The sequence below is a fragment of the Pseudomonas sp. HMSC063H08 genome, assembly GCF_001813645.1.
Classification (GTDB): Bacteria; Pseudomonadota; Gammaproteobacteria; order Pseudomonadales; family Pseudomonadaceae; genus Pseudomonas; species Pseudomonas aeruginosa.
The window spans coordinates 108,653-133,068 of the sequence record NZ_KV813469.1 but is presented as its reverse complement, the minus strand read 5'-3'; the positions used below and the strand labels follow the sequence as shown (position 1 = coordinate 133,068).

Here is a 24,416-nt window from a genome sequence, read left to right as displayed (position 1 = left end):
TATCCCCTGGTTCTTGCCAGCCAGGCCGCCACGGGTAGGGCGAATAGCGCCATGGGCGCTATCCGCCGATATGCCGAGGTTTGGCGCATAACCGCGATGCGGTTATGCGCCCTACGCCGTGCGTCGGTACGGGCCAGCCTCCAGGCTGCCACGGGCGCTTCCGCCGATGTGCCTACGCGGGACCTGGGTGTTCCTCGCCGGGGTAGCGCAGCAGGTCGATCACGGCGCTCAACGCCGCCGGGTGGTTGCGGCGGTTCGGATAATAGAGATGGAAACCGGGAAAGGGGGCGCACCAATCCGCCAGGACCCGTTCCAGGCGGCCGGCGGCGAGGTGCTCGGCGACTTCCTCCTCGATGGCGAAGGCAATCCCGACATCGGCCAGCGCCGCCTGTAGCATCAGGCGCGGGTCGTCGAGGACCAGCGGTCCGCTCACGGCCACCGAAAGCGCTTTCGTGCCCTTGCTGAATTGCCATTTGTACAGCTCTCCGGAAGACACCTTGCGCCAGCCGATGCAACGGTGGCCGAGCAATTCCTCCGGGCTACCCGGCCTGCCTTGCCGTCGGAAGTAGGCCGGGGTCGCGACGATGGCCAAGCGCAGGTCCGGGCCGACCCGCACGGCGCGCATGCCGTGCTGGAGGTCTTCGCCGAGGCGGATGCCGGCGTCGAAACCGGCTTCGACGATATTGGCGAAACCCTCGTCCGCCACCACTTCCAGGGTGATGCCGGGATAGTCGCGGGCCAGTTCGCCGAAACGTGGCGCGAGGACGAGACCGATGGCGTTTCGCGGTGCGTTGATTCGTACCAGGCCGTGAGGCGTTTCGCGAAAGCGGTTAAGGCTGTCCAGCGCGGCGGCGATGTCTTCGAACGCCGGGTCCAGGTGTGCCAGCAGGTGCTCGCCGGCCTCGGTCGGCGAGACGTTGCGAGTGGTGCGGTTGAGCAGGCGGATGCCGAGCTGGGTTTCCAGTTCGCGCAGGGTGTGGCTGAGCGTCGGCGGGGTTACGCCGAGGGTGGCGGCGGCGCGGCGGAAACTGCGTTCGCGAGCGATGGCGACGAAGGCGGCGAGACCGGCGAGATCGGGCTTCTTCATTGGATTATTAAAATAACTCGATCAATGAAAGAGATTTTTCCAGGATAGTTAGCTATTCGGCAGCAATATAGCATCGTCGGGAAACCTGGCTCATGAACAGGGTGGGGCCGGGGAAACCGCTCTTTTCAGAGCCTTCCAACGAGGTCGTACGATGCAGCATGTCCGTCTTGGCAATAGCGGCCTGAAAGTCTCCCGACTCTGCCTGGGGTGCATGACCTATGGCGATCCGGCGTGGCGTCCGTGGGTGCTGGACGAGGAACGGGCGCGTCCGTTCATTCGCGAGGCGCTGGAAGCCGGGATCGACTTCTTCGACAGTGCCGATATCTATTCCACCGGCGAGAGCGAGCGGATCCTCGGGCGCGCGCTCAGGGACTTCGCGCAGCGCGAGGACCTGGTAATCGCCACCAAGGCGTTCTTTCCCATGAGCGACAGGCCCAACGCCTGCGGCTTGTCGCGCAAGCACCTGCTTGCCAGCGTGGATGCCTCGCTGCGGCGGTTGGGTACGGACTACCTGGATCTCTTCGTGATCCATCGCTTCGATCCGGAAACCCCGATCGAGGAAACCTGCGAAACCCTCGACAGCCTGGTGCGCGTCGGCAAGGTCCGTTACCTCGGCGCCTCGTCGATGCCGGCCTGGCGCTTCATGAAGATGCTTGCCTTCCAGCGCCACCACGGCCTGGCGCAATTCATCTCGATGCAGAGCCAGTACAACCTGATCGTTCGCGAGGACGAGGAGGACCTCGTGCCGCTGTGCCGGGAAGAGGGGATCGCGTTGACGCCCTGGTCGCCGCTGGCGCGTGGGCTGCTGGCCGGAGCGCGAAGCGCCGGCACGCTGCGGACCCGGACGGACGAACAGGCCCCGCGCTGGTACGGCGGCAGGGAGGAAGTCGAGTCGACCCTCGGCGCGTTGGAGAAAATCGCCGCAGCCCGCGGGCTTCCACCGGCGCAACTCGCCCTGGCCTGGCTGCTTGGCCGGAACGGTGTCGCGGCGCCGATCGTCGGCCTGTCCAGGCCGCATCACCTCAAGGATGCCCTCGCGGCGCTGACGCTGGACCTCGCCGAAGAGGAGTGCGCCACGCTGGAGGCGCCGCTCACGGCGCGCGCCCGGACCCCGCGCTGGTAGGGCGCACATCGACGGAGAAAGCATGATGAGACGACAGGCTTCCGTGTTGCTGCTGGTATCCATGGTATCGGCGACCGTCTTGCCGGTTTTCGCCCGTGCGCCGGGCGAGCGCGAGCCGTCCTGCGCCGCGACGAGCATCGTCCTGCCAGCGGGGGCCCGGTATCCCAACGGCATCGCCCATGCCGCCGATGGAACGCTGTACGTCGGTCTGGTCACCAGCGGGCGCATCCTGCGTAAGCCTCCCGGGGGCGAGTGGGAAACCTTCTTCACCGGCAGCCCGGCGATCTTCGCTGCCACCGCGCTGCGGCTGGACGAGCCGCGTGGCCTGCTCTGGGGCAATTCGCCGGACTTCCTACCCGCTGGCCGGCGCCGGCCGCATGGGGTGTTCGCCCTGGATCTCGCGAGCGGTGCCGTGCGCCGATATCTGACCCTGCCCGGCGACGGGATGGGTAACGATCTCGCGGTGGCGCCCGACGGAACGGTCTACCTGAGCGAAACCCGGGATGGCAGCCTGATGCGGCTGCGGCCCGGGGAACCGGCGTTCCAGGTGTTGCTGCGCGACAGCCGCCTGGCCGGCCCCGGCGGGCTGGGCGCGGCGGGCATCGTCCGGGTGGACGACGACACCCTGCTGGTCGGCAACTTCGGTAGCGGGGCGATCCATGTCGTCGAAGGGGTCGCCACGCGTCCGCGGCTGCGCGAGATGGAGCTGCCCCGAACGCTGGAGAATCCGGATGGCATGGCGCTGGCTCCGGACGGCTCGCTGATCGTGCTGGAGAACGCCATCCGCAGCGGCGCCGGCAAGGTGCTGCGGATCGCCGAGCCCCTCGCTCCAGGGCGGCGCGGCATCGAAGTGATACGCGAGGGCCTGGAGTCGCCGGTCAACCTGACCGTCACCGGACAGGGCTGCGCCTATGTCAGCGAGTCACGCATTCGCCACCGCCTGTTGCCGGGGCGCGAGGGCGAGGTGCCGGCGCATTTCCTGATCCATCGGCTACCCCTGGATGCGGCCGGGGGCCGTTGATCGGCCGCTCAGGCGTTGGCGAAACGGCCTTCCAGATAGGCGATGATCTCGCTGGATTCGTACATCCAGCGCACCTGGCCGTTTTCCTCGATGCGCAGGCACGGCACCTTGACCTTGCCGCCGCCTTCCAGCAACGCCTGGCGGGCCTGCGGATCGTTCATGGCGTCCTTGAGTTGCATCGGCAGGTTCAGCCGGTGCATGGCGCGGCGTGTCTTCACGCAGAACGGACAGGCGCGGAACTGGTAGAGCGACAGGTTCCGCAGCGCCCGCTCGACCTCGGCCTGAGCCTCGGCGCTGCGCTGCAGCTTGCGGGGGCGGCTGACGAAGTCGGCGAGGATAATCGCCTGACCCAGTCCGTTACGTACTGCCTTGAGCAACATGGCGTGTGCCTCGCGGGAAAACCGCCAGTTTACGTGGCGGTTCCGGGCATGGGGAGTCCTTCCGTCTCCTGTGCAGATTTCTTTACGGCTGGGCGTCTCGGGAATCTTTCTGCCGGCTGCTTGTTTTTTGGCGAATCGTCCGGATATTCCTTTCGAGGCCAGGGCGACGGTTCCCTTGCCCGCGCTCCTGTGTTAATTAAATCAAACGAAAACGACAATAACCCCACTTCTTCAGAGAGTCTTTATGTCGCTCCGCATCTGTATCCTGGAAACCGATATCCTTCGTCCCGAGCTGATCGAGCGCTACGAAGGCTACGGCCGGATGTTCCAGCAACTGTTCGCCAAGCAACCGATCGCCGCCGAATTCGTCATCTACAACGTGGTGGAGGGGCGCTATCCGGCGGACGACGAGCGCTTCGACGCCTACCTGGTGACCGGCAGCAAGGCCGACTCCTTCGGTCCCGACCCGTGGATCCAGATCCTGAAGACCTTCCTCCTGGACCGCTACGAGCGCGGCGACAAGCTCCTCGGCGTGTGTTTCGGCCACCAGTTGCTGGCCCTGCTGCTCGGTGGCAAGGCCGAGCGCGCCAGCCAGGGCTGGGGCATGGGCATCCACCAGTACCAGTTGAACGAACGGGCCGACTGGATGAGCCCGGCGCTGCCGGACCTGACCCTGTTGATCAGCCACCAGGACCAGGTCACCCGGCTGCCGGAAAACGCGCGGGTGATCGCTTCCAGCGACTTCTGTCCCTATGCCGCCTACGCCATCGGCGACCAGGTGCTGTGCTTCCAGGGGCATCCCGAGTTCGTCCACGACTATTCCCGCGAACTGCTCGAACTGCGCCAGCAGCACCTGGGTGAGGAACTCTATCGCAAGGGGGTCGATAGCCTGGCGAGGGATCACCAGGGCACCGTCGTCGCCGAATGGATGATGCGTTTCGTCGCGCGCCAGCCGACCGGCGCCTGAGCCGGCCCCGCGCCATGCGAGCGCCGCCAGCCTCCCGGGGTTGGCGGCGTTTTCGTTTCAGGCCGGGCAGTCGAGGATGAAGCGCTCCGGGATCCAGCGCTGCGGGCGTGCCGGCGGGGTGCCGCTCTGCAGCTTCAGCGCCAGGTTGGCCGCCAGCGCGCGGACCATCGCCTGGTTGCATTCGATGGTGCGCGCCAGTGCGCCTGCCGAGCCTTGGGCGAGGCCGAGTAGCGAGTAGCCATTGGTCAATATCGCCAGGGCGGCGACGATCCAGAATTTCCGTGTTTGCCTTCTCATGCTGTTTCCCGGGAAAGAAGCCGGCGTTCAACCGGCGCGTCGACTGTTCAACCCCGAGAGCAGGCCTGGCAGGGCCTGGCCGATCTGGTTGGAGAAGGTCGTGGCGGTGTCGTTGTCCGGTGTGGCGTTCCTGGCGCTTTCGGCGCCGGCGACGAGGCTCAGCACGACCAGCATGAGGATGGCGTACAGACCCAGGGTGGCCAGGGCGGTGTTGCGGGCGTAATGGCGTGGGCTGCGACGTTTCATGGCGGCTTCCGTGATCGATACCTCGGATGGGCATAGGATCGCGGAGAAGAATTCGATTGGATAACGAATTGTCGCGCTATTAACTATCGACAGAAATGATGCTTTGGCCGAACGACCGGTACGGGTTGCGGGGCCCGGGTTCGGGCCCGATGGATCAGGACGAAGTCGGCGCGAGCAGGCGATCGACCACCTGCCGGGCTCGCTCGAAGGAGGGGTAGCCGCTGCGCGCGACCGGCAGCTCGGCGTAGGCCTGGCGATAGGTCTCGGCCTTGGGAATATCGGCGCGCGGCAACAGGAAGGGCTCGGCGTAGATCTTGTAGAGCATCGCGTTGGCCAGCGGGTAGCGTCGCTCGGCGGAACGTTCGAGGAGGCGGGTGATGCGCTCGCAATCGCTGGCCTGGCCGTCGCGGCGAGCGATCAGCACGGCCTGGTAGAAGTCCGCCTCGCCGCTGCGGTCGTCGCGCGCCGCGCGCTCCAGCAGGGCCTGGGCCAGCGGCAGGCGATCGCGGTCGTTGGCGACGATGATCAGTTTCGCCTGCAGCATGTCGTTCTCGTACAGCAGTTTTTCCCTGTCGCTGTCCTGGCGGCAGGTGGCGCAGCTTGCCAACAGCGGGAACAGGCAAAGTGCAATCCATTTCGGCATGGCGGTTGTTTCCTTGTCATGGATGAGACGGCACGAGGCTGGAATCCAATGGAGAGGCGAGGCGCCTCCAAGGTTCCCTCGCATGCAGTCTAGTCGGCCCGTAGCGGATGGGACCGGCCGTTCTTGATACGCATCAACTGGCGCCGGCGGGCAAGGCGTACGGTGAAAGATGCAGGGCGGCGCACGAAGCGCCTGTCCCGAAGCCAAGAAGGAAACGCTCATGATTCGTGAAGTTGAAGGTGACATTCTGCTTTCCGGGGCCCAGGTGATCGCCCACGGCATCGCGCCCCAGGACCATTTCGACAGCGGCCTGGCCCTCGCCTTGCGCGAACGCTGGCCGTCGATGGTTCGCGACTACCGGCATGCCGCCCATGCCAGGGCGCCCGAGCCGGGCGGCATCTGGGTCTGGGCCGGGGTCGACGAGCAGGGCAAGACCCAGTGCATCGTCAACCTGATCACCCAGGGCATGCTGCACAGCGGTCGTAGCGCCAAGCCGGGCAAGGCGAGCCTGGAGGATGTCGGCCATGCCCTGCGCGAGCTGGCCCGCTATGTGCGCAGCGAAGGGGTGAGCAGCCTGGCTCTGCCCTGCGTGGCGACGGGAGTGGGCGGGCTGGACTGGTCCGAGGTCAAGCCGCTGGTGGTTCGCCACCTGGGCGACCTGGAGATCCCGGTGATTCTCTACGAGGTCTATCGCAAGGGCGTGGCGGCCGAGGAAAAGCTGGCCTGAACGAAAAGCCCGGCGTGAGCCGGGCTTTTCAGGGTTGCGGGGAAAAGAAAAACGTTCCTGGCAGGCGGCGTTCAACCCTGCGCATCGGTGTCGCTCGCGGTTGGCGCCGTGGCCTGTTGCTGCTGGGCCTGCTCGATGGCGTGCTGGTTCAGTTGGACCATGCGGTTTTCCATCAGGCTGGATTCGTCGGCGAAGCTGGCTTGCACTGCGAGGGTGGTAGCCATGCCGAGGAGAATGGCGGCGAAGACATTGCGTTTCATGATGACCTCCGGTTTTCCTTGGGAATGTCATCAGGATAATTCGTAATAATTTTTTAAAAATAGCAGTTCTGGAGAGTTACCTTTGCGTAATAAGTAATTATTGGGCGCAAAAAAGCCCGGTATCAACCGGGCTTTCGCTGGAGCGGGCCTTAGCCCAGGTGCTTCTTGTCCAGTTCGATCGCCTGGTCGAGGGTTTCCAGCAGTGCCTTGCGCACCTTGAGCTTGGTATTGCGGTGCGCGGTCATGTTGAGTTTCTTCAACTGCTGGGCCGCTGCACGCGCGCTTTCCTGCAACTGGTCGGCGCTGACCAGGGTGTCGAGGAAGCCGGCATCCACCGCAGCGGCCGGACTGAACATCTCGGCATTGATGACCGAGCGGGTGAACGCCGACTTGCGCAGGCGATCGCGGGCCAGTTCGATGCCGACATGGTGCATGGTCATGCCGATGGCGACTTCGTTCAGGCCGATCTGGAACGGCCCGTCGACGCCGATCCGGTAGTCGGCCGAGAGCAGCAGGAAGGCGCCCTTGGCTACCGCGTGCCCGGGGCAGGCGACGATCACCGGGTAGGGATGGGAGAGCAGGCGGCGAGCCAGGGTCGAGCCGGCGGCGACCAGGTTGACGGCATTCTCCGGGCCGGAGGTCATGACCTTCAGGTCGTAGCCACCGGAGAGGATGCCCGGCTGGCCGGTGACGATGACCACGGCCTTGTCCTGCAAGGCCTGGTCGAGAGCCTGGTTGAAGGCGTCGATCACCGCCGGGGAGATGGCGTTCACCTTGCCGTTGTTGAGGGTCAGGGTGGCGATGCCGTCTTCGAACTGGTAGCTGATCAACTCGCTCATGGCAGGATTCCTTTTGGTGGAGTGGCGCAGACCTTACTGATGGCCGCCGTCGGCGTAAAGCGCTTTGGCTGACCCGCGGGTCATGCGCGATTGCGCTTGCGCGGCCTCCCGGCCAGGGCTCCAGCGACGCCTGCGCGTTCCTGCCAGAAGAAACGGTTGAGTCTGACCGGGGAAGACAGCAATATGGGCCCTATCGTTAGTCCGGCCTTGCATGCGGTGCAGGCCAGCCGTTTCGAGGATGTCCGCCAGGCGCGATCCGCCACCGGGACGAGAACGGACGAAGGTCTCCGGCGGTCCGCTGGAGGCCGGTACGCGGGGGCTTCCTCGCGAGGAACCTATCAATCAGGCGCGGGTCGGGTTACGAACCCGTTGAGGAGATCCAAAGTGAGCGAGTCCCTGTCCATCCATCATGACGTGGGCGGCCATCAATTCGAGACGACGGTGGATGGCCATCGTGCCTATCTGGCCTATATGGACCTGGGCAAGCAGACGCTGGATATCTACCGGACCTTCGTACCGGATTCGCTGCGTGGTCGCGGTATCGCCGCTGCGTTGACCGAGCACGCCCTGCAGTACGCCGACCGCATGGGCTACAGCGTGATCCCGTCCTGCTCCTACGTGGAGCGTTACATCGAGCGTCGTCAGCGTCAGGCCGATCCGGCCGCCTGAGCAGGCGCGCAATGAAAAACGCCGGGCATCAGCCCGGCGTTTTCGTTTCCGCCTCGCTCAGCCGCGCTGGCGTTTCGGCAGCACGTCCTTGAGCTTGGCGTGCATGCTGCGGATGCTCTTCTCGGTGGTCGCCCAGTCGATGCATGCATCGGTGATGGAGACGCCGTACTGAAGTTGGTCGAGATCCTTCGGAATCGGCTGGCTGCCCCAGCCCAGGTGGCTTTCCACCATCAGGCCGACGATCGAGTTGTTGCCTTCGACGATCTGGTTGCTGACGTTGTCCATCACCAGCGGTTGCAGGGCCGGGTCCTTGTTGGAGTTGGCGTGGCTGCAGTCGACCATGATGTTCAGCGGGATTTTCGCCTTGTTCAGGTCCTGCTCGCAGAGCGCGACGCTGACCGAATCGTAGTTCGGCTTGCCGTTGCCGCCGCGCAACACCACGTGACCGTAGCGGTTGCCCTTGGTGGTGACGATGGATACGCCGCCCTGCTGGTTGATGCCGAGGAAACGATGCGGGCTGGAGACCGACTGCAGGGCATTGATCGCCACGGTCAGGCTGCCATCGGTGCCGTTCTTGAAGCCGACCGCGGAAGACAGGCCGGAGGCCATCTCGCGGTGGGTCTGCGATTCGGTGGTACGGGCGCCGATCGCCGACCAACTGATCAGGTCCTGCAGGTACTGCGGGGAAATCGGGTCGAGCGCTTCGGTGGCGGTGGGCAAGCCTTTCTCGGCGAGGTCGCGGAGCAGTTGGCGGCCGATGTGCAGGCCATCCTGGATCTTGAACGAGTCGTCCAGGTACGGATCGTTGATCAGGCCTTTCCAGCCCACCGTGGTACGCGGCTTCTCGAAGTACACGCGCATCACCAGGAACAGCGTATCCGCCACTTCGGCCGCGAGCGCCTTGAGGCGGTCGGCGTATTCGTGGGCGGCCTTGATGTCGTGGATGGAGCAGGGGCCGATCACCACGAACAGACGGTGGTCCTTGCCATCCAGAATGTCGCGCACCACCTGGCGACCCTGGGCCACGGTCTGCAGCGCCTTGTCGGTCAGGGGAATTTCACGCTTGAGCTGCTCCGGCGTGATCAGGGTCTCGTTGGAGGCAACGTTAAGGTCGTCGATCTGTAAATCAGCCATCGTGGTACTCAATCAGGTCACGGGCGCCGGCCGCCGGGAGGCCCCCTGCGAAAGGGCGCAGGCATGAAGTTCGCAAACGGGGAGACGAACCTTAACGTGTCGGGCCGGGCCTAGACAATGGGCGGGACGCGGTTCGCCGGTGTTTTCCCCGCTCTGCGCACGTTTTCTTCGTTGCTCCGGGCCAAGGCTGCCAGCGGAGTTGCAGGCGAGGCCGCCGCGGACGATATTGTGCAGGTGCTGCGGAGGGGCGCGCCTTGCCCGGATCCGCTGGCCGAGGAGGGCGCCAGCGCTATCGCAGGAGCCGAAGCATACGGATGATGGTCGGGATCCATTTCTTCCTTTCTATCGAGGTCAGCAGCGTGCCGTCCCTGGAACTCAACGATCTGGACGCCGACCGGCAGTTGCTTGCCCTGGAAGGGGTTTCGCTGTTGGTATTCACCAGCGAAGGCTGCGCGTCGTGCCGCTGGGCCCGGCGCCATCTCCCCGCGATGGAGCTGCCCATCGAGCGCCTGTGCTGGGTGGACGCCGGCCGCAATGGCGGCCTGGTGGAACGCTACGGCGTCTTTCACCTGCCGGCCCTGTTCATGGTCCGTGATGGCCGCTTCCATGGCGCACTGAACGTTCCGCTGCACCAGGAAGCCTTGCGGGGTGCGGTGCTGGCGGGGTCGACCGCTTTACCTGAGGAGTTGCCCTGATGGATTTCAAGCAGCAACGGATCGGCGTCATCGGTACGGGAGCCATCGGCGGCTTCTATGGACTGATGCTGGCGCATGCCGGTCACGACGTGCATTTTCTCCTGCGCAGCGAGTTCGAGGCGGTCAATCGCGCCGGACTCAGCCTGAATAGTGCGGTGCATGGCTCCCGGCGCCTGGCGCCGGTCCAGGCCTACCATTCGGCGCAGGACATGCCGCCCTGCGACTGGTTGCTGGTGGGCGCCAAGACCACCGGCAATGACGAACTGGCACCCCTGATCCGCGCAGCGGCGGCGCCGGGAGCCAAGGTTCTGCTGCTGCAGAACGGTCTGGGCGTGGAGGAGCGGCTGCGGCCGTTGCTGCCGGAAAGCCTGCATCTGCTGGGCGGCCTCTGCTTCATCTGTGTGCATCGCGGCGAACCGGGCGTGATCGAGCACCAGGCCTACGGCGGAGTGAATCTCGGCTATCATTCCGGACCGGCCGACGAGCGACGCCGGCGCGAGATCGTCGAGGAGGGCGCCGCGCTGTTCCGCGAGTCCGGGCTGGAGTCCACGGCGATGCCCGACCTGGAGCAGGCGCGCTGGCAGAAGCTGGTCTGGAACATCCCCTACAACGGACTGTCGGTATTGCTGAAGAGCAGCACCGCGCCGCTGATGGCCAACGCGGACAGTCGGTCGCTGATCGAGGCGATCATGGAGGAAGTCATCGGTGCTGCCGGCGCCTGCGGCTTCATCCTGCCTGAGGGCTATGCGGACCAACTGCTGGCGGCGACCGAGCGGATGCCCGACTATCGGCCGAGCATGTACCACGACTTCGCCCATGGGCGGCCACTGGAGCTGGCGGCGATCTATGCCGCGCCCCTGGCCCGCGCTGCTGCTGCGGGCTACCGGATGCCCAGGGTCGAGGCTCTGCACCAGGCGTTGCGCTTCCTCGAAGCACAACCGCGCTGAAGGGCCGAGCGCGGCGACCAGCCGGCGCCGCGCTCGCAGGGAGAAAAGGGATTTACCCCAACGGGCCGGAAAAAGCCCGAAACAGCAGGGAACGCTAGGAGAATGGATGCTTGCTGCTAATCTGCTAATGAGGCCCGCCGCGCAGGCTGTCGAGGAGGCCGCATGATTCGTTCGATTCTCTACGCCACCGATCTGGGGCTCTATGCTCCCTATGTCCTGCAACACGCCCTGTCGCTGACCCGCGCCTACAACGCCGAGCTCTATGTCGTCCATGTGGTGGAGCCCCTCGGGCTGTTCGCCGAGTCGGTCCTGCAGACCTACCTTGACACCGAGCGTCTCCAGGACCTGCGGGCGCAAGGGCTGGACAACGTCATGGAAAGCATCGAGAAGCGGGTCCTGGAAGGGTTTCGCGATGAACTCGGCGAGTTGCCCCAGGATGCGGCGCTGGTCAAGAGCGTGCGGGTGGTGCAGGGCGACCCGCCGCAGATGATCCTCGATGAGGCGGAAAAGCTGGCCGTGGACCTGATCGTCGCCGGCAGCCATAGCCACGGCACCCAGCTCGACACGCCGCTGGGCCGGACTGCCGCGCGTCTGGTGCAACTGGCGGAGGTACCGGTGTACCTGGTGCCGATGTTGCAGCACCGTAGTCGCGACCTGTAGGCCAGCGGTCGGCTGGTGAAAAAGCGTGCAAAATCAAAAAAAACGTCTAATTTTATTCCTCAAACCATTAATATGGTTATATACCTTCGGTTCTTGATCGCCGGTCGCGACAACCTTTTCGAGGAATCTCCATGAAGCTTCAGCAATTGCGCTATATCTGGGAGGTTGCGCACCACGACCTCAACGTCTCCGCCACGGCGCAGAGCCTCTATACTTCGCAGCCGGGCATCAGCAAGCAGATCCGCCTGCTGGAGGACGAACTGGGCGTCGAGGTGTTCGCTCGCAGCGGCAAGCACCTGACCCGTGTGACGCCGGCGGGGGAGCGGATCATCCATACCGCCGGCGAGATCCTGCGCAAGGTCGAGAGCATCAAGCAGATCGCCCAGGAATTCTCCAACGAGAAGAAGGGCACGCTGTCCATCGCCACTACCCACACCCAGGCGCGCTATGCGCTGCCCAACGTGATCAGCGGCTTCATCAAGCAGTACCCGGACGTCTCCCTGCACATGCACCAGGGCACGCCGATGCAGATCGCCGAAATGGCGGCCGACGGCACCGTCGACTTCGCCATCGCCACCGAGGCGCTGGAGTTGTTCGGCGACCTGATCATGATGCCCTGCTACCGCTGGAATCGCTGTGTCATCGTGCCCCACGGGCATCCGCTGACCAAGCTGCCGAAACTGACCCTGGAAGCCCTGGCCGAGCAGCCGATCGTCACCTACGTGTTCGGCTTCACCGGCCGTTCCAAGCTCGACGAAGCCTTCAGCCAGCGCGGACTGGTGCCCAAGGTGGTATTCACCGCGGCCGATGCCGACGTGATCAAGACCTACGTGCGGTTGGGCCTGGGGGTCGGCATCGTGGCGCACATGGCGGTCGATCCGAAGCTCGACAACGACCTGGTGATCCTCGACGCCAGCCACCTGTTCGAGTCCAGCGTGACCAAGATCGGCTTCCGCCGCGGCACCTTCCTGCGCGGCTTCATGTGCGACTTCATCGAGAAATTCGCTCCGCACCTGACCCGCGAGCTGCTGGCCAAGGCCGTGCAATGCCACAACAAGGCCGAGCTGGACGAGTTGTTCGACGGCATCGAACTGCCGGTCTACTGATCGCCTCGGCCCATGAAAAAGCCCGGCCTGGTGCCGGGCTTTTTCATGGCTGGCCCTCAGAGCATGTCGAGATTGTCGCGTCCGGCCAGCCTGGCCAGCGCTTCGCGATCGGCGTCCGCGGCCTGCTCTGCTCGCGGTTCGAGGACTTCATGGAGGAAGCTCATGAACACGGTGTAGACCTGTTCGCGCCCGTCGTCGTGGCGAACCACGAAGAACGGCGCGGTCTCTACGCCATATTGGGCGGCGACCATCCAGCCTGCGCTGTTCGGGTCGCGTTCGTCGGCCACCAGGGTGCGATGGATGCGCGGCAGGTAGCCGCCTTGTTCCAGGCGTTGCCGGACTTCCTTGCACTTGCGGCAGTCCTCGCCGTTGGCGAGGACTTTCTTGACCATGGTGATGCGCATGCTGGGTCTCCGCTCGGGGTTCGACCCGCACTTTACCCCGATTGCATACGCTCTATCGACGGTTTCAGGCCTTGCTGATCAGGTTGCCGGCGTGCAGCCCGCACTCCTTGTGGGTGGCTTCCTCCCACCACCAGCGGCCCTCGCGCTCGTGCTGGTTGGGCAGCACCGGACGGGTGCAGGGTTCGCAGCCGATGCTGATATAGCCGCGTTCGTGCAGGCTGTTGTAGGGCAGTTCGAGCATGCGGATATAGCCCCAGACTTCCTCGCTGGTCATGGACGACAGCGGGTTGAACTTGTACAGCGGCTTTTCCGGCGTGGAAAAGGCACCGTCGATTTCCAGCACCGCCACCTGGCTGCGCGTGCCGGGGCTCTGGTCGCGGCGTTGGCCGGTGGCCCAGGCGCGCACGCCGGCGAGCTTGCGCTTGAGCGGTTCGATCTTGCGGATGCCGCAGCACTCGCCGTGGCCGTCCCGGTAGAAGCTGAACAGGCCCTTTTCCTTCACCAGGGGTTCGAGCAGGCGCGGGTCGGGGGAAAGCACGTCGATGGCTATGCCGTAGTGTTCGCGGACCTGGTCGATGAAACGATAGGTTTCCGGGTGCAGGCGACCGGTGTCGAGGCTGAACACCTTCACGTTGCGGTTGAGCTTCCAGGCCATGTCTACCAGGACGACGTCCTCGGCGCCGCTGAAGGAGATCCACAGCTCGTCGCCGAAGTGCTCGAAGGCGGCTTTCAGGATGTCCTGGGGGGATTTGTCGGCAAGGCTGGAAGCGAGGGCGGGAAGGTCGAAAGGCTGGCTCATCGGGCTGGGGTCCTGGTGCGGGGCGGCGCTGTTGCGCTCTGTGGCGGGAATGGTAGCAAAGGGCGGCATATGGCCCTAAATAACCATTTACCCCTGTCGACCTTGATTCCAGGAATAAGCCGGCGTTGCCTTGCCCTCGGCGAGGGGCTAGAGTGCCGCGTCCGTCGTCACCCCATCGTTCAGAAAATTTCGAGGAGAGTCCTGTGGAAATTGCCTGTCTTGACCTGGAAGGCGTGCTGGTTCCGGAAATCTGGATCGCGTTCGCGGAAAAAACCGGTATCGACGCCTTGAAGGCGACCACCCGGGACATTCCGGACTACGACGTGCTGATGAAGCAGCGCCTGCGCATCCTCGACGAACATGGCCTGAAGCTGGGCGACATCCAGGAGGTGATCGCCACCCTGAAGCCGCTGGAGGGGGCGGTGGAATTCGTCGACTGGCTGCGCGAGCGCTTCCAGGTGGTGATCCTCTCCGACACCTTCTACGAGTTCTCCCAGCCGCTGATGCGCCAGCTGGGCTTCCCGACCCTGTTGTGCCACAAGCTGGAGATCGACGACAGCGACCGCGTGGTTGGCTATCAATTGCGCCAGAAGGATCCCAAGCGGCAGTCGGTGATCGCCTTCAAGAGCCTCTACTACCGGGTGATCGCCGCAGGCGACTCCTACAACGACACCACCATGCTTTCCGAGGCCCACGCCGGCATCCTGTTCCATGCCCCGGAAAACGTGATCCGCGAGTTTCCCCAGTTCCCCGCGGTGCATACCTACGAAGACCTCAAGCGCGAGTTCCTCAAGGCTTCCAGCCGTTCGCTGAGCCTGTAGCTGCGCCGCCGATGAAAGAGCCCGCGGAACGCGGGCTCTTTTCTATTCCGGGGACGCTGTCCCGGCCATTCCTTCCAGGGTTTCCAGCAGCACCCGGACCTTGTCCAGGGTTTCCTGGTACTCGTCCTCCCAGTGCGAGTCGGCGACGATGCCGCCGCCGCCCCAGCAACTGACCTGGCCGTCCCTGACCAGCAGGGTGCGGATGGCGATCGAGCTGTCCATCTCGCCGCGCACGTCGAGGTAGAACAGGCTGCCGCAGTAGATGCCGCGTCGGCTCGGTTCCAGCTCGTCGATGATCTGCATGGCGCGAATCTTCGGCGCGCCGGTGATCGAGCCGCCGGGGAAGCTGCCTTCCAGCAGGTCGAGGGCGTCCCTGCCCGGCGCCAGTTCGCCGGTGACGCTGCTCACCAGGTGATGCACGTTGGGATAGCTTTCCAGGGCGAACAGCTCCGGTACCCGTACGCTGCCAGGTTGGCAACTGCGTCCGATGTCGTTGCGCAGCAGGTCGACGATCATCAGGTTTTCCGCGCGGTCCTTGGGGCTGGCCAGCAGCGACGCCGCCAGCGCCATGTCCTCCTCGGGCGTCTTGCCACGCGGGCGGGTGCCCTTGATCGGCCGGGTTTCCACCTTGCCCTTGCCGAGCTTGAGGAAGCGCTCCGGCGACAGGCTGAGGATCGCGCCGTCGGCCAGTCGCAGGTAGCCGGAGAACGGCGTCGGGCAGGCCTCGCGCAGGGCGCGATAGGCCGGCCACGGCGAGCCGCTGCAAGCGGCCTGGAAGCGCTGGCTATAGTTCACCTGGTAGCAGTCGCCTGCCTGGATGTAGTCCTGGATGCGGCGGATCGCCTGCCGATAGTCGGATGCGCTGATGCTCCGTCGGAATTTTCCCAGAAGCTTGAAGTCGCCGGCCGTGCCTTGCGCTTCCTCGCTGAACAGGGCGATCAGGCGCTGGCGTTCGCGCTCGTCCAATCGCGGGTGGAATACCAGTTGGCTGGTGCCGGCCTGGTGGTCGCTGATCAGCGCCCAGGCATACAGGCCGACGGAGGCCAGCGGCAGGCCCAGGTCATCGCGGGCGTGTTCGCCGATGCGCTCGATGCGCCGACCCAGGTCGTAGGATAAATAGCCCAGCAGACCGCCGGCGAAGGGCAGTTCGTACGGCGCTGGCAGCTGCGCGGGGCCCAGGCTTCCGGCCGCTTCGCGTAGGCGAGCGAAGAAGCGGTTGGCCGATTCGTCGGGCAGCGGCGCCAGTTCTGCCAATGGCCAGGCGCTCATAAGGTCATAGCGTCCACGGGTAGCGATGGGGCGACCCGAGTCGAGCATCACCGCACCGGGCGCCTCATGGATGATGGCAAAGAGACAGCTTGGGTCGCTATGGTAGGGCAGGGGGTGAACATGACAACTGGGCATGGAAAGTGGGGGTAGTGGGACAGTCAGGAATTCTAGTTCGCCGGAATCGTCGATCCTAGAGCCATTTCTTCAGTTTACGTAAGAAGGGTGATCTGCTAATTATGGAAATATCCCACGGAGATTTGGCTCCGTACCACAATGATAATGACACAGGGATACAGGCCGTGGATGCAGTACAGGATCCAGCAGCCGGCAGCCTTTCGCGCTCCAGAATAGTGCCGCCTCAGGTGCCAGCCGAATATTCTCTTCGCCCCGCGATCCGCAACCTGCTGGATCGCAATCCCCATTCACGCGTTCTGATGTTTTCCGCACCTGCCGGCTTCGGCAAGACCTGCGCGCTCGCCGCCCTGGCCAGGGAGCGCACTGTAGCAGACCAGGCGGTGGCCTGGCTGTCGCTGGCCGAAGAAGACGACGACCCCGCCCGTTTCTGCCGGCAGCTCATCGAGGCGCTGGGCGAAGCCGTGCCGCAGCTTGGCGACGACGCCCAGACCTACCTGCAGAACACCATGCGGGTCCCGGTGGTGGCGGTGATCGAAAGCCTGCTCGGCGATCTCGATCGCTATGCGCGGCCGTTGCTGCTGGTGCTGGACGACCTGCACCTGGTTAGCAACCCGGACATCTTCACCGGCCTCAACCGCCTGGTGCAGTACGCACCGCCCGGGCTGGTCCTGGCCTTGGGCACGCGTTCGCAGCCGGCGCTGAGCCTGGCTACCTGGCGGGCCAAGGGGCTGTTGCTGGAAATCGGTCTCGAGGAGCTGCGCCTCGGCTTCGAGGAAACCCGCGAATACCTCGAACGCAGCGGTCTCTATCTGGACGAGCCCTGCCTGAAGGCGCTCTATGGCCAGACCGAAGGCTGGGTGGTGGGCGTGCATCTCGTCAGCCTGTGGCTGCGCCAGCAACCGCAGGTGCAGGAAATGGCCCTGCTCGACGGCGACAAGCAGGCGGTCAGCGCCTATCTGCTGGCGGCGGTCTTCGAACGCTTGCCTGGCGACCTGCAGGAAGCGCTGCTGGCCCTTGGCGTTGCCAGCCAATTGAGCGGCGACCTGGCCAACGCCCTGACCGGGCGCCAGGACGGCCAGGCGCTGCTGGAACGCCTGGAGTCCATGCAATTGTTCCTCCTGCCGCTGGATCGCGAACGCCAGTGGTATCGCTTCCACCTGCTGTTCGCCGACTTCCTCCGCAACCGCCTGCGCGACTCCGATCCGGACCGTTTCAAGCAACTGCATTTCAACGCCAGCCTGTGGTTCACCAACCACCACATGCCGACGTTCGCCATCGAGCATGCCTGTGCGGCGGAAGACCCGGAGATGATCGCCGCGCTGGTCGACGGATGCGGACTGGAGCTGATCAACCGCGGCCAGCTCAGCCTGATCTACCGTTGGCGCAAGCATGTGCCGGACGAAATCGCCGAGCGCTATCCGATCCTGGTCCTTACCGATGTCTGGTCGCGGGCCAGCGACCTCAGCCTGGGCGAGGCCAACCGGATCATCGACGAACTGCTGGCGCGCTGGGGGGAGAGCCGCGGCGACGGGCCGATGGGCGACCAGTACCTCTCCGCGCTGGCGGTGAAGGCGGTGGTGGCGTTGCAGAAGGACGATCTGGAACTGTGCATCGCCCTGGCTCGCCGGGTCGAAGTCCAGCTCGGGCAGAACGCTGCCTTCCTCGAAGTGGCGGTGTTGATCACCGCCGCGCTGGCCCAGGTGGTCCGTGGCCAGGGCGACCAGGCGCGGCGCCTGCTGGGGCTGGCGCAGCAGCGCAATCATTTCCTCGAAGGGCGCTACCTGGACATGCAACTGGCCAACGTCGAGGTGATCCTCGCACTCGAGCAGGGCCAGGTGAAACAGGCGCAACTGCTCATCGAGCGGCTCCGCCAGCGCGCCCGGCCGCTGTTCGAGAAGTCCAGGAGCGCGCTGGCGCTGCCGACCATCACCGAGGCCCTGACCGCCTACTACAGGATCGAGCTGGACGGGCTGGAAGAGCGCCTGGGCTGGGCGCTCGGGCATGTGGATGTGATCAATCCGATCGATTTCTATGCCCAGGGACAGATCTGCCTGGCGCGCACCCAGCGCCTGCTGGGACGGCCGAAGGAGGCGCTGGCCAGCCTGGCGGCGATGCAGGCCCTGGCCTCGCGCAATCAGTCGTGGCGCTTCTTCGCCCAGGCCATGGCCGAAGAGATCAACCTGATCCTCCAGGACAGCGGCCCCGACCGCCTGAAGCGCGCCGAGCAGCGGTTGAAGAGCGTGGACTGGAACAAGATGGCCGCACACTACCGCAACATGGCCTTCAACCCGGTCAACTGGTCGCTGGGCGTGAGCCGCGTGCGCCTGTTGCAGGGGCGTGGGCATTTCAGCGAGGCGCTGCACGAGATCACTCAGTTGCGCGGCACCTTGCAGCCCGGCTGGCACGGCCTGCAGCGCCTGCGCCTGGATATCCTGGCGGCGCTCAGCTATCAGCGCCTGGGCTACCAGGAACGGGCCAACAGCCTGCTCGGCGAATGCCTGATCAATGCCGAACGGGAAGGGGTGCGCAGCCTCTTCATCGAGGAAGGCGACGGCATTCGCCAGTTGCTCCAGCAACTCGAATCCACCGAGCGCCAGCCGGCGCTACAGACCTTCATTCGCGGCCTGCTCGGCATCTGGCCCGGGCAGGGCGTGCGCAAGCCCCAGGATGCGCTCGAGGAAGGCCTGACGGAGCGCGAGCGCGAAGTGGTCTGCCTGGCCGCACAGGGCCTATCCAACGAAGAAATCGGCCAGCGCCTGTCGCTGGCCCTGGGGACCGTCAAATGGCATCTGCACAACATCTACGAAAAGCTCAAGGTGCGCAATCGCACCCAGGCGATCCGGCGAGCCCGCGAGCTGAGCCTGCTCTGACCATGGGCCATCGCGACGGGGTTCCCGCCAGCACCATCCCGCTGTTGCAGACCAAGCTGTTCCCGCCAGGCGCCGGAGGGCTGCCGCTGCTTCCCCGCCAGGCGCTGATCGACCGCCTGTACGAGGCCCGCGGGCGACGCGCGATGGTGCTCAGCGCGCCGGCCGGCTTCGGCAAGAGCACCATCCTCTGCCAGTTGCGCCTGCGCCTGCTGGAGCAGGGCGCGGCGGTGGCATGGTTGTCCTGCGACGAGACCGACAGCGAACCGCAGCGTCTGATCCAGTACCTGCTGGCGAGCATCCAGCGAGTGGTCCCGGCATTCGGCGGCAATACCGCCAATCTGCTCGGCACCGACGTCGCGGTGCCGCTGGAGGGCATCCTGGATGCCTTCCTCGCCGACCTGCGTCGCCTGGAAGGCCCCTTGTACCTGTTCCTCGACGATTTCCACCGCATCCGCCACGCCGCCTTGCCGCATGGGGTTCGCTACCTGATCGAGAACCTGCCCGATCACGTGCGGGTGGTGGCCTCGACCCGCTTCCGCCCGCGCTTCCTGGTCGACGAGCCGACCCTCAAGCCCTGGACCTTCTGCCTGAGCGCGGAAGACCTGCGACTTTCGCGCGAGGAGAGCGATGCGTTTCTCCTCGATCTCAAGGGGCTGGAGCTGGGCGAGCGTGAGCTGAAGCTGCTGTTCAAGCGCACCGAAGGCTGGATCACGGCGTTGCACCTGGCGGCCCTGGCCCTCAGTCGCAATACCGACCGGGAAGGTTTCCTCCGCGGGCTCTCCGGGACCGAACGGAACATCGCCGACTACCTGGCGGAAGACGTGCTGGCCAGCCTGCCCGCCGACCTGCAGCTGTTCCTCGACCAGACCTCGGTGCTCGACGAGTTCAATGCAGAACTGTGCAATGCGCTGACCGGACGTCGCGACGGCCTGGACATGCTCATGCGCCTGCAGAACGAGCAGTTGTTCGTCATCGCCCTGGACGACCAGCGCGAATGGTTCCGCTACCACCATCTGTTCGCCGAGTTCCTCCAGGGGCGGCTGTCCCGGCATGCCGATCCGACCCCGCTGCTGCATGCGGCGGCGCGCTGGTGCGAGGGGCGCGACCTGGCCGACCGGGCGATCAAGTACGCCCTTCGCGCCCGCGACTACCTGTTCGCCGCCGAGTTGCTGGAGCGCCAGGGCGCGCGCCTGATCGCCGGTAACCGGGTGTACGGCATCCTCGGCATGCTCAACGGCATTCCCGCCGAGGTGATCCGCGAGCATCCGGTGTTCCAGATCTTCTACGCCTGGCAACTGGCGTTCGAGCAACGCTTCGCCGAGGCCGAGGCGTTGATCGAGGAGGTCAGCCACCGCCTCTTGCAGGGGCGCGGCAAGGTCATGCACTTCGGGCTCGGCGAGTTGCTCGCCGCCGCCCAGGTGCTCAAGGCCCTGGTGTTGCTCTACCAGGACAAGCTCGAAGCCTGCCTGAAGGTCGCCCGCCACTGGCTGTCCATGGTCCCGAGCAACCAGCCGGTGTTCCGCGCCAGCCTGCTCTGCGTGCAGGCTTCGGCGCATGCGCTGCTCGGCGACTACGCCGAGGCCGCCGGCGCCATCGGTTCCGCGCGGGAGGACCTGAAAGTCGCCGACAGCGAGTACCTGCAGGTGGTGACCAGCCTGATCGAATCCCTGATCTGCAAGGAGAGTGGCGACCTGGAGCGGGGCAGGGCGATCGCCGAGTCGGCGCGCAACCGGGTCGAGCAGGTATTCGGCCGGCGCAGCCGGGTCGGCGGGCCCTTGTCGCTGGCCTATGCCGACCTGCTCTACGAGCAGGACCGGCATGCCGGCGTGCTCGCCGAACTACCGCTGGCGACGGTCTGGCGGGATGTCGCGACGCCGGTGGAACTGCTCAGTCGCGGCCAGTTGGTCATGGCCAAGGCGCGCTTCTTCTCCGGCGCCGCCGAGCAGGGGCTGGCGCAACTCGACGAATGGCTGAGCGGTCTGCTCTCGCCCGGCTACGAGCGTGTCTATGCTCACGCCATGAGCTGCAAGGTGCAGTTCCTGCTGTGGCTGCGCCGTCCGAACGAAGCCGAACGGGTCTGCCTGCAACTGGAGCGGCATCTTGCCGGGCTCTCCGGCGAGCGGCATGCCGACGCACAGACCGCCCTGGTCCTGGCGGAGGCTCGGCTGGCATTGTCCGAGCGTCACGCGGAACGCGCGCAGAGCAAGCTGGAAAGCTGTCTGGCCGGCTACTCTTCCGCTTACCAGAGGGATCGGCGGCTGCGTTTGTCCTTGTTACTTTCTGTGGCGTATTGGCAGAAAGGTAACAGCGAAAAAGCCATCGGCCTGTTCCTCGCCACGCTCGAGGAAGCCTGGAATCTCGGCTATCGCCGGCTGTTCCAGGACGACGCGTTGTGGCTGTTGCCGATGTGGGAAAGCTGGAGGGAAGCGGAGCCCAAGCGTGCCGCGGCCTGGCAGGGGCTGGCCGACCTGCTCCGCGAGCAGTGCCGGAAGCTCTCCGTGGACCCGGAAAGTTTCGATGAAAATCAGGATGTTAGCCATCGCGAACGGGAAATCCTGCGGCTGGTGGCGGCGGGCTTGTCGAACCGCGATATCGCGCAGGCGGTGCACCTGTCGGAAGCCACCATCAAGTGGCACCTGCACAACCTGTTCGCCAAGCTGGGTGTGAAGAGCAGAACGCAAGCCGTACTAAAGGGTAAAAGCCTGGGACTGCTGAGCGAGGCGTGAGCGGCAGCCGCCATCGCTCCATCCCTTGGATGGGCTGGCGGCGGAAGGGGTGGCCCAGTAGCTTGGAATCCAGGACGAGAGAGCATGAGGCTCTACCGAATCCATGTCCGGGACACCTAGGGAAGCAGTACCGGACCTGGAGACCGGCGAGATGCCGGTCGATCTGCCGGGGACAGGATGCAAACGGCAGTGCCCTGGGGCAAACCACACCTGAACACTGGAGAAATAACAATGAAAAAGCACCTGTTCCTTGCAACTGCTGTTCTGGCTGCTCCCTTGCTGGCGCATGCCGACCTGAAAGCCATGGACGATGGCGCGCTGTCCGACGTGACCGGCCAGGCAGGCATCAGCATTTCCGGTACTTTCCAGGGCTCCGTCGGGGCCGTGACCTACACCGATACCGACACCAACGGCGGCTCCCTGCGGCTGGAGAACATCAGCCTGCCGGCGCTGACCATCGACGATACCAAGCCGCTGACCATCGACGTCGTCACCACCGATATCGGCGGCAAGTCGACCCAGCAACTGGCCATCGGCCTGCCGGCCATCACCGGCGACGTGACCGTTGGCGCCATCAAGGTGGGCGACACCAGCGCCGCCAGCATCGGCTCGCTGACCGTCTCCGGGCTGAACATGGCCGGTTCCACCATCAAGGTCTGGGGTCACTGATCCAGGAACCGAGTCGAGACGCGAAGACCTCGCCGAGGCATCGGCGGGGTCTTTCTCCGAAAGAGGTACGACGGGGCGATGTTCGAGATTTTGCTGGGAAGTCTGATCGGACTGTTCGGGTTCACCCAGACGGTCGATACCAAGCCGCAACCGCAGGGCACGGTCAACCTCAGCCAGCCTCTGACCCCCAATGGACCCTACCGCGAATCGGTGCAACTGGAGCCGATGAGCCAGTTGCAGTTCCGCAACGTCATCCGCCAGGCCTATGACTACAGCTGCGGCTCGGCGGCGCTTACCACGCTGCTGGACTACTACCTCGGGCGCAACCTCGAGGAACGCCAGGTCATGGAAGGGCTGCTGCGCTATGGCGAGGCCGATAAGATCGTGCAGCGCCGCGGTTTCTCGCTGCTCGACATGAAGCGCTACGCCGCTGCGCTGGGCTACAAGAGCGGTGGTTTTCGCGCCGAGTTCAGCGACCTGGACGCTCTCGAGCATCCGGCGCTGGTCCCCATCCACTATGCCGGCTTCAAGCATTTCGTGGTGGTGCGCGATGTCTACAACGATCACGTCTTCGTCGCCGATCCGGCCTTGGGCAACATCAGCTTCACCCGGACGCGCTTCGAGGAAATCTGGGACCAGAACGTCCTGTTCGTGATCTTCCCGAGTGGGCAGGAGCCCCGCAACGCGCTGGCGCTGAACGATCGCGACATGCGCCTGGTGGACGACCGCACCGTCAGCCTGCTGGCGTTCCGCGAGTTTCCGCAGATCAACAAGATCACTGAAAACCAGGTCCGTGAGCTGGGCACTGGTGGCGACGTCATACACCTGCGCACCAAGTAGCAGATACCCAAAAACAAGAACAATCTCTGGGGATAGCGCCATGAGAATCAGGGGGTACACATGCGCGGCGGCGCTGATGCTGTCTATCAGCGGTTTGTCCGTTGCCGAGGAAGCCTCGGTCGACCAGGCCCGTGACGCGCTGGCCAAGAAGAATGACGATGCCGACAGCGCCAAGGCGCTGGAGGAGGTCTTCCAGGCCGCCGAGAAGAGCTACACCTTGCTGAAGAAGGGCGAGCGGACCCTGACCTACGGTTTCGACTACGCGCTGGTGCGCGACCAGCGGCTGACCCTGGTGCCGCTGACCAAGACCAGCGGCGGCACGCAGATCTACGGCCTCGCCGGCCGGCAGAGCCAGTCCCAGCACACCTTCACCAACTCCTTCACCTTCGACTACGGGATCTGGGACAACCTCACCTTCAGTTTCCGCCTGCCGCTGGTAGCCAAGTACGACACCGAGATGGATACCCACGCCTACAGCCTCGGCGACGTTTCCGCGACCTTGCGCTGGCAGCCCTGGGCGGCGGTGCGCGGACGGCCGGTCACCACGCTGTATACCACCATCGGCCTGCCGACCGGCGACAGTCCCTACAAGACCAACCTGGACAAGGACATCTCCACCGGCAACGGCTACTACAGCCTGGGCTTCGGCGCGAACATGTCCTATGTGATCGACCCGGTGGTCCTCTACGGCTCGCTCGGCTACACCTGGAACCTGCCGGTGGACGACGTGCACCAGACCCTGGCCGACAACTCCCAGCTGGAGAAGGTCTCGCCCGGCAACACGATCAACTTCAACATGGGCATGGCCTACGCGCTGTCCTACGACGTCTCGCTGGCGACCTCGTACCAGATGGCCTACACGCTGAAGAACCGCTACCACACCACTGCCGGTACGTTCGAGTCGTCCGAACAGACCAGTAGCATCATGAACTTCTCGCTCGGCTTGCGGACGTCACCGGACTACATCGTCAACGTCAACGCCGGTTTCGGCCTCACGGAAGACTCGCCGGATGTACTGCTGGGGTTATCCGTACCCCTCGATATCAAAGGGCTGAAGGCCCAGTAACCCGCGAGCGAGGCCT

26 protein-coding genes are annotated in these 24,416 nt (G+C 64.9%); 15 read left to right on the top strand and 11 right to left on the bottom strand.

Annotation, left to right across the window (positions count from 1 at the left end; translation table 11 throughout):
• Positions 1-172: 172 nt before the first annotated feature.
• Positions 173-1,087 carry a LysR family transcriptional regulator gene (locus tag HMPREF2924_RS18545; protein WP_003087749.1) on the bottom strand — a complete coding sequence of 305 codons (915 nt, stop codon included), beginning with the start codon at positions 1,085-1,087 and terminating at the stop codon, positions 173-175.
• A 151-nt stretch (positions 1,088-1,238) separates the two neighbouring features.
• Between HMPREF2924_RS18545 and HMPREF2924_RS18540 the strand changes: the two genes are divergently transcribed.
• Both HMPREF2924_RS18540 and HMPREF2924_RS18535 read left to right on the top strand, forming a co-directional pair.
• Positions 1,239-2,210, top strand: coding sequence for an aldo/keto reductase (locus HMPREF2924_RS18540; protein WP_003132850.1), 972 nt, complete (start codon positions 1,239-1,241; stop codon positions 2,208-2,210).
• 22 nt (positions 2,211-2,232) lie between these two features.
• Positions 2,233-3,231: a Vgb family protein gene (locus HMPREF2924_RS18535; RefSeq protein WP_003132849.1), complete on the top strand. Its 999-nt coding sequence runs from the start codon at positions 2,233-2,235 to the stop codon at positions 3,229-3,231.
• A gap of 8 nt (positions 3,232-3,239) precedes the next feature.
• On the opposite strand, the gene HMPREF2924_RS18530 is transcribed toward HMPREF2924_RS18535, so the two are convergent.
• On the bottom strand, positions 3,240-3,611 hold the full coding sequence (locus HMPREF2924_RS18530) for a glutaredoxin family protein (RefSeq protein WP_003087752.1): 372 nt from the start codon (positions 3,609-3,611) through the stop codon (positions 3,240-3,242).
• Positions 3,612-3,855: 244 nt separating this feature from the next.
• Between HMPREF2924_RS18530 and HMPREF2924_RS18525 the strand changes: the two genes are divergently transcribed.
• Complete coding sequence (locus HMPREF2924_RS18525) at positions 3,856-4,578, top strand: amidotransferase (protein WP_003132848.1); 723 nt, start codon at positions 3,856-3,858, stop codon at positions 4,576-4,578.
• A gap of 57 nt (positions 4,579-4,635) precedes the next feature.
• Here HMPREF2924_RS18525 and HMPREF2924_RS18520 read toward each other — a convergent pair whose 3' ends face one another.
• The 3 genes from HMPREF2924_RS18520 to HMPREF2924_RS18510 all read right to left on the bottom strand — a co-directional run bounded on the left by HMPREF2924_RS18520 (position 4,636) and on the right by HMPREF2924_RS18510 (position 5,764).
• Positions 4,636-4,875: a hypothetical protein gene (locus HMPREF2924_RS18520; RefSeq protein WP_003087754.1), complete on the bottom strand. Its 240-nt coding sequence runs from the start codon at positions 4,873-4,875 to the stop codon at positions 4,636-4,638.
• 27 nt (positions 4,876-4,902) lie between these two features.
• Positions 4,903-5,121 (bottom strand): hypothetical protein, encoded by a 219-nt coding sequence (locus tag HMPREF2924_RS18515; protein ID WP_003098091.1) that lies wholly within the window; start codon positions 5,119-5,121, stop codon positions 4,903-4,905.
• Between the two features lie 154 nt (positions 5,122-5,275).
• A complete protein-coding gene (locus tag HMPREF2924_RS18510) occupies positions 5,276-5,764 on the bottom strand; it encodes a hypothetical protein (protein WP_003132847.1) in 489 nt (162 codons plus the stop codon).
• Positions 5,765-5,984: 220 nt separating this feature from the next.
• Between HMPREF2924_RS18510 and HMPREF2924_RS18505 the strand changes: the two genes are divergently transcribed.
• On the top strand, positions 5,985-6,491 hold the full coding sequence (locus tag HMPREF2924_RS18505) for a macro domain-containing protein (RefSeq protein WP_003087757.1): 507 nt from the start codon (positions 5,985-5,987) through the stop codon (positions 6,489-6,491).
• Positions 6,492-6,562: 71 nt separating this feature from the next.
• Here HMPREF2924_RS18505 and HMPREF2924_RS18500 read toward each other — a convergent pair whose 3' ends face one another.
• Both HMPREF2924_RS18500 and HMPREF2924_RS18495 read right to left on the bottom strand, forming a co-directional pair.
• The gene (locus HMPREF2924_RS18500; RefSeq protein ID WP_003087758.1) at positions 6,563-6,751 is read right to left on the bottom strand and encodes a hypothetical protein; all 189 of its coding nucleotides are present in this window, start codon (positions 6,749-6,751) and stop codon (positions 6,563-6,565) included.
• A 149-nt stretch (positions 6,752-6,900) separates the two neighbouring features.
• Positions 6,901-7,590 carry a crotonase/enoyl-CoA hydratase family protein gene (locus HMPREF2924_RS18495; protein ID WP_003087759.1) on the bottom strand — a complete coding sequence of 230 codons (690 nt, stop codon included), beginning with the start codon at positions 7,588-7,590 and terminating at the stop codon, positions 6,901-6,903.
• A 384-nt stretch (positions 7,591-7,974) separates the two neighbouring features.
• Here HMPREF2924_RS18495 and HMPREF2924_RS36080 point away from each other — a divergent pair, with 384 nt between their 5' ends.
• Positions 7,975-8,259: a GNAT family N-acetyltransferase gene (locus HMPREF2924_RS36080; RefSeq protein ID WP_003087762.1), complete on the top strand. Its 285-nt coding sequence runs from the start codon at positions 7,975-7,977 to the stop codon at positions 8,257-8,259.
• Between the two features lie 57 nt (positions 8,260-8,316).
• Here HMPREF2924_RS36080 and HMPREF2924_RS18485 read toward each other — a convergent pair whose 3' ends face one another.
• Positions 8,317-9,393 (bottom strand): 3-deoxy-7-phosphoheptulonate synthase, encoded by a 1,077-nt coding sequence (locus HMPREF2924_RS18485; RefSeq protein ID WP_003109525.1) that lies wholly within the window; start codon positions 9,391-9,393, stop codon positions 8,317-8,319.
• 317 nt (positions 9,394-9,710) lie between these two features.
• Between HMPREF2924_RS18485 and HMPREF2924_RS18475 the strand changes: the two genes are divergently transcribed.
• From HMPREF2924_RS18475 to cysB, 4 genes are all read left to right on the top strand, one after another.
• A complete protein-coding gene (locus HMPREF2924_RS18475; protein ID WP_003132843.1) occupies positions 9,711-10,088 on the top strand; it encodes a thioredoxin family protein in 378 nt (125 codons plus the stop codon).
• Positions 10,088-11,035, top strand: coding sequence for a putative 2-dehydropantoate 2-reductase (locus HMPREF2924_RS18470; protein ID WP_003132841.1), 948 nt, complete (start codon positions 10,088-10,090; stop codon positions 11,033-11,035). The genes HMPREF2924_RS18475 and HMPREF2924_RS18470 overlap by 1 nt, the downstream gene beginning before the upstream one ends.
• 162 nt (positions 11,036-11,197) lie before the next feature.
• The gene (locus HMPREF2924_RS18465) at positions 11,198-11,695 is read left to right on the top strand and encodes a universal stress protein (protein ID WP_003087770.1); all 498 of its coding nucleotides are present in this window, start codon (positions 11,198-11,200) and stop codon (positions 11,693-11,695) included.
• A gap of 131 nt (positions 11,696-11,826) precedes the next feature.
• Positions 11,827-12,801, top strand: coding sequence for an HTH-type transcriptional regulator CysB (cysB, locus tag HMPREF2924_RS18460; RefSeq protein WP_003087775.1), 975 nt, complete (start codon positions 11,827-11,829; stop codon positions 12,799-12,801).
• Positions 12,802-12,857: 56 nt separating this feature from the next.
• Here the strand turns inward: cysB and HMPREF2924_RS18455 are convergent, their stop codons facing one another.
• Positions 12,858-13,205 carry a hypothetical protein gene (locus tag HMPREF2924_RS18455; RefSeq protein ID WP_003087777.1) on the bottom strand — a complete coding sequence of 116 codons (348 nt, stop codon included), beginning with the start codon at positions 13,203-13,205 and terminating at the stop codon, positions 12,858-12,860.
• A gap of 64 nt (positions 13,206-13,269) precedes the next feature.
• A complete protein-coding gene (locus tag HMPREF2924_RS18450) occupies positions 13,270-14,004 on the bottom strand; it encodes a phosphoadenylyl-sulfate reductase (protein WP_003087779.1) in 735 nt (244 codons plus the stop codon).
• A 203-nt stretch (positions 14,005-14,207) separates the two neighbouring features.
• On the opposite strand from HMPREF2924_RS18450, the gene thrH reads away from it, so the two are divergent.
• A complete protein-coding gene (thrH, locus tag HMPREF2924_RS18445; RefSeq protein WP_003098078.1) occupies positions 14,208-14,825 on the top strand; it encodes a bifunctional phosphoserine phosphatase/homoserine phosphotransferase ThrH in 618 nt (205 codons plus the stop codon).
• A gap of 42 nt (positions 14,826-14,867) precedes the next feature.
• Here thrH and pabB read toward each other — a convergent pair whose 3' ends face one another.
• On the bottom strand, positions 14,868-16,229 hold the full coding sequence (gene pabB, locus HMPREF2924_RS18440) for an aminodeoxychorismate synthase component I (protein ID WP_003132835.1): 1,362 nt from the start codon (positions 16,227-16,229) through the stop codon (positions 14,868-14,870).
• A gap of 164 nt (positions 16,230-16,393) precedes the next feature.
• On the opposite strand from pabB, the gene HMPREF2924_RS18435 reads away from it, so the two are divergent.
• The 5 genes from HMPREF2924_RS18435 (at position 16,394) to HMPREF2924_RS18415 (ending at position 24,400) form a co-directional block, all read left to right on the top strand.
• A complete protein-coding gene (locus tag HMPREF2924_RS18435; RefSeq protein ID WP_003120314.1) occupies positions 16,394-19,099 on the top strand; it encodes a winged helix-turn-helix domain-containing protein in 2,706 nt (901 codons plus the stop codon).
• A 2-nt stretch (positions 19,100-19,101) separates the two neighbouring features.
• Complete coding sequence (locus tag HMPREF2924_RS18430) at positions 19,102-21,825, top strand: winged helix-turn-helix domain-containing protein (RefSeq protein WP_003087788.1); 2,724 nt, start codon at positions 19,102-19,104, stop codon at positions 21,823-21,825.
• A gap of 231 nt (positions 21,826-22,056) precedes the next feature.
• The gene (locus HMPREF2924_RS18425) at positions 22,057-22,494 is read left to right on the top strand and encodes a DUF6160 family protein (protein ID WP_003098074.1); all 438 of its coding nucleotides are present in this window, start codon (positions 22,057-22,059) and stop codon (positions 22,492-22,494) included.
• A 78-nt stretch (positions 22,495-22,572) separates the two neighbouring features.
• The gene (locus tag HMPREF2924_RS18420; protein ID WP_003098072.1) at positions 22,573-23,334 is read left to right on the top strand and encodes a C39 family peptidase; all 762 of its coding nucleotides are present in this window, start codon (positions 22,573-22,575) and stop codon (positions 23,332-23,334) included.
• Between the two features lie 40 nt (positions 23,335-23,374).
• Positions 23,375-24,400 carry a transporter gene (locus tag HMPREF2924_RS18415; RefSeq protein ID WP_003120313.1) on the top strand — a complete coding sequence of 342 codons (1,026 nt, stop codon included), beginning with the start codon at positions 23,375-23,377 and terminating at the stop codon, positions 24,398-24,400.
• Positions 24,401-24,416: the final 16 nt, after the last annotated feature.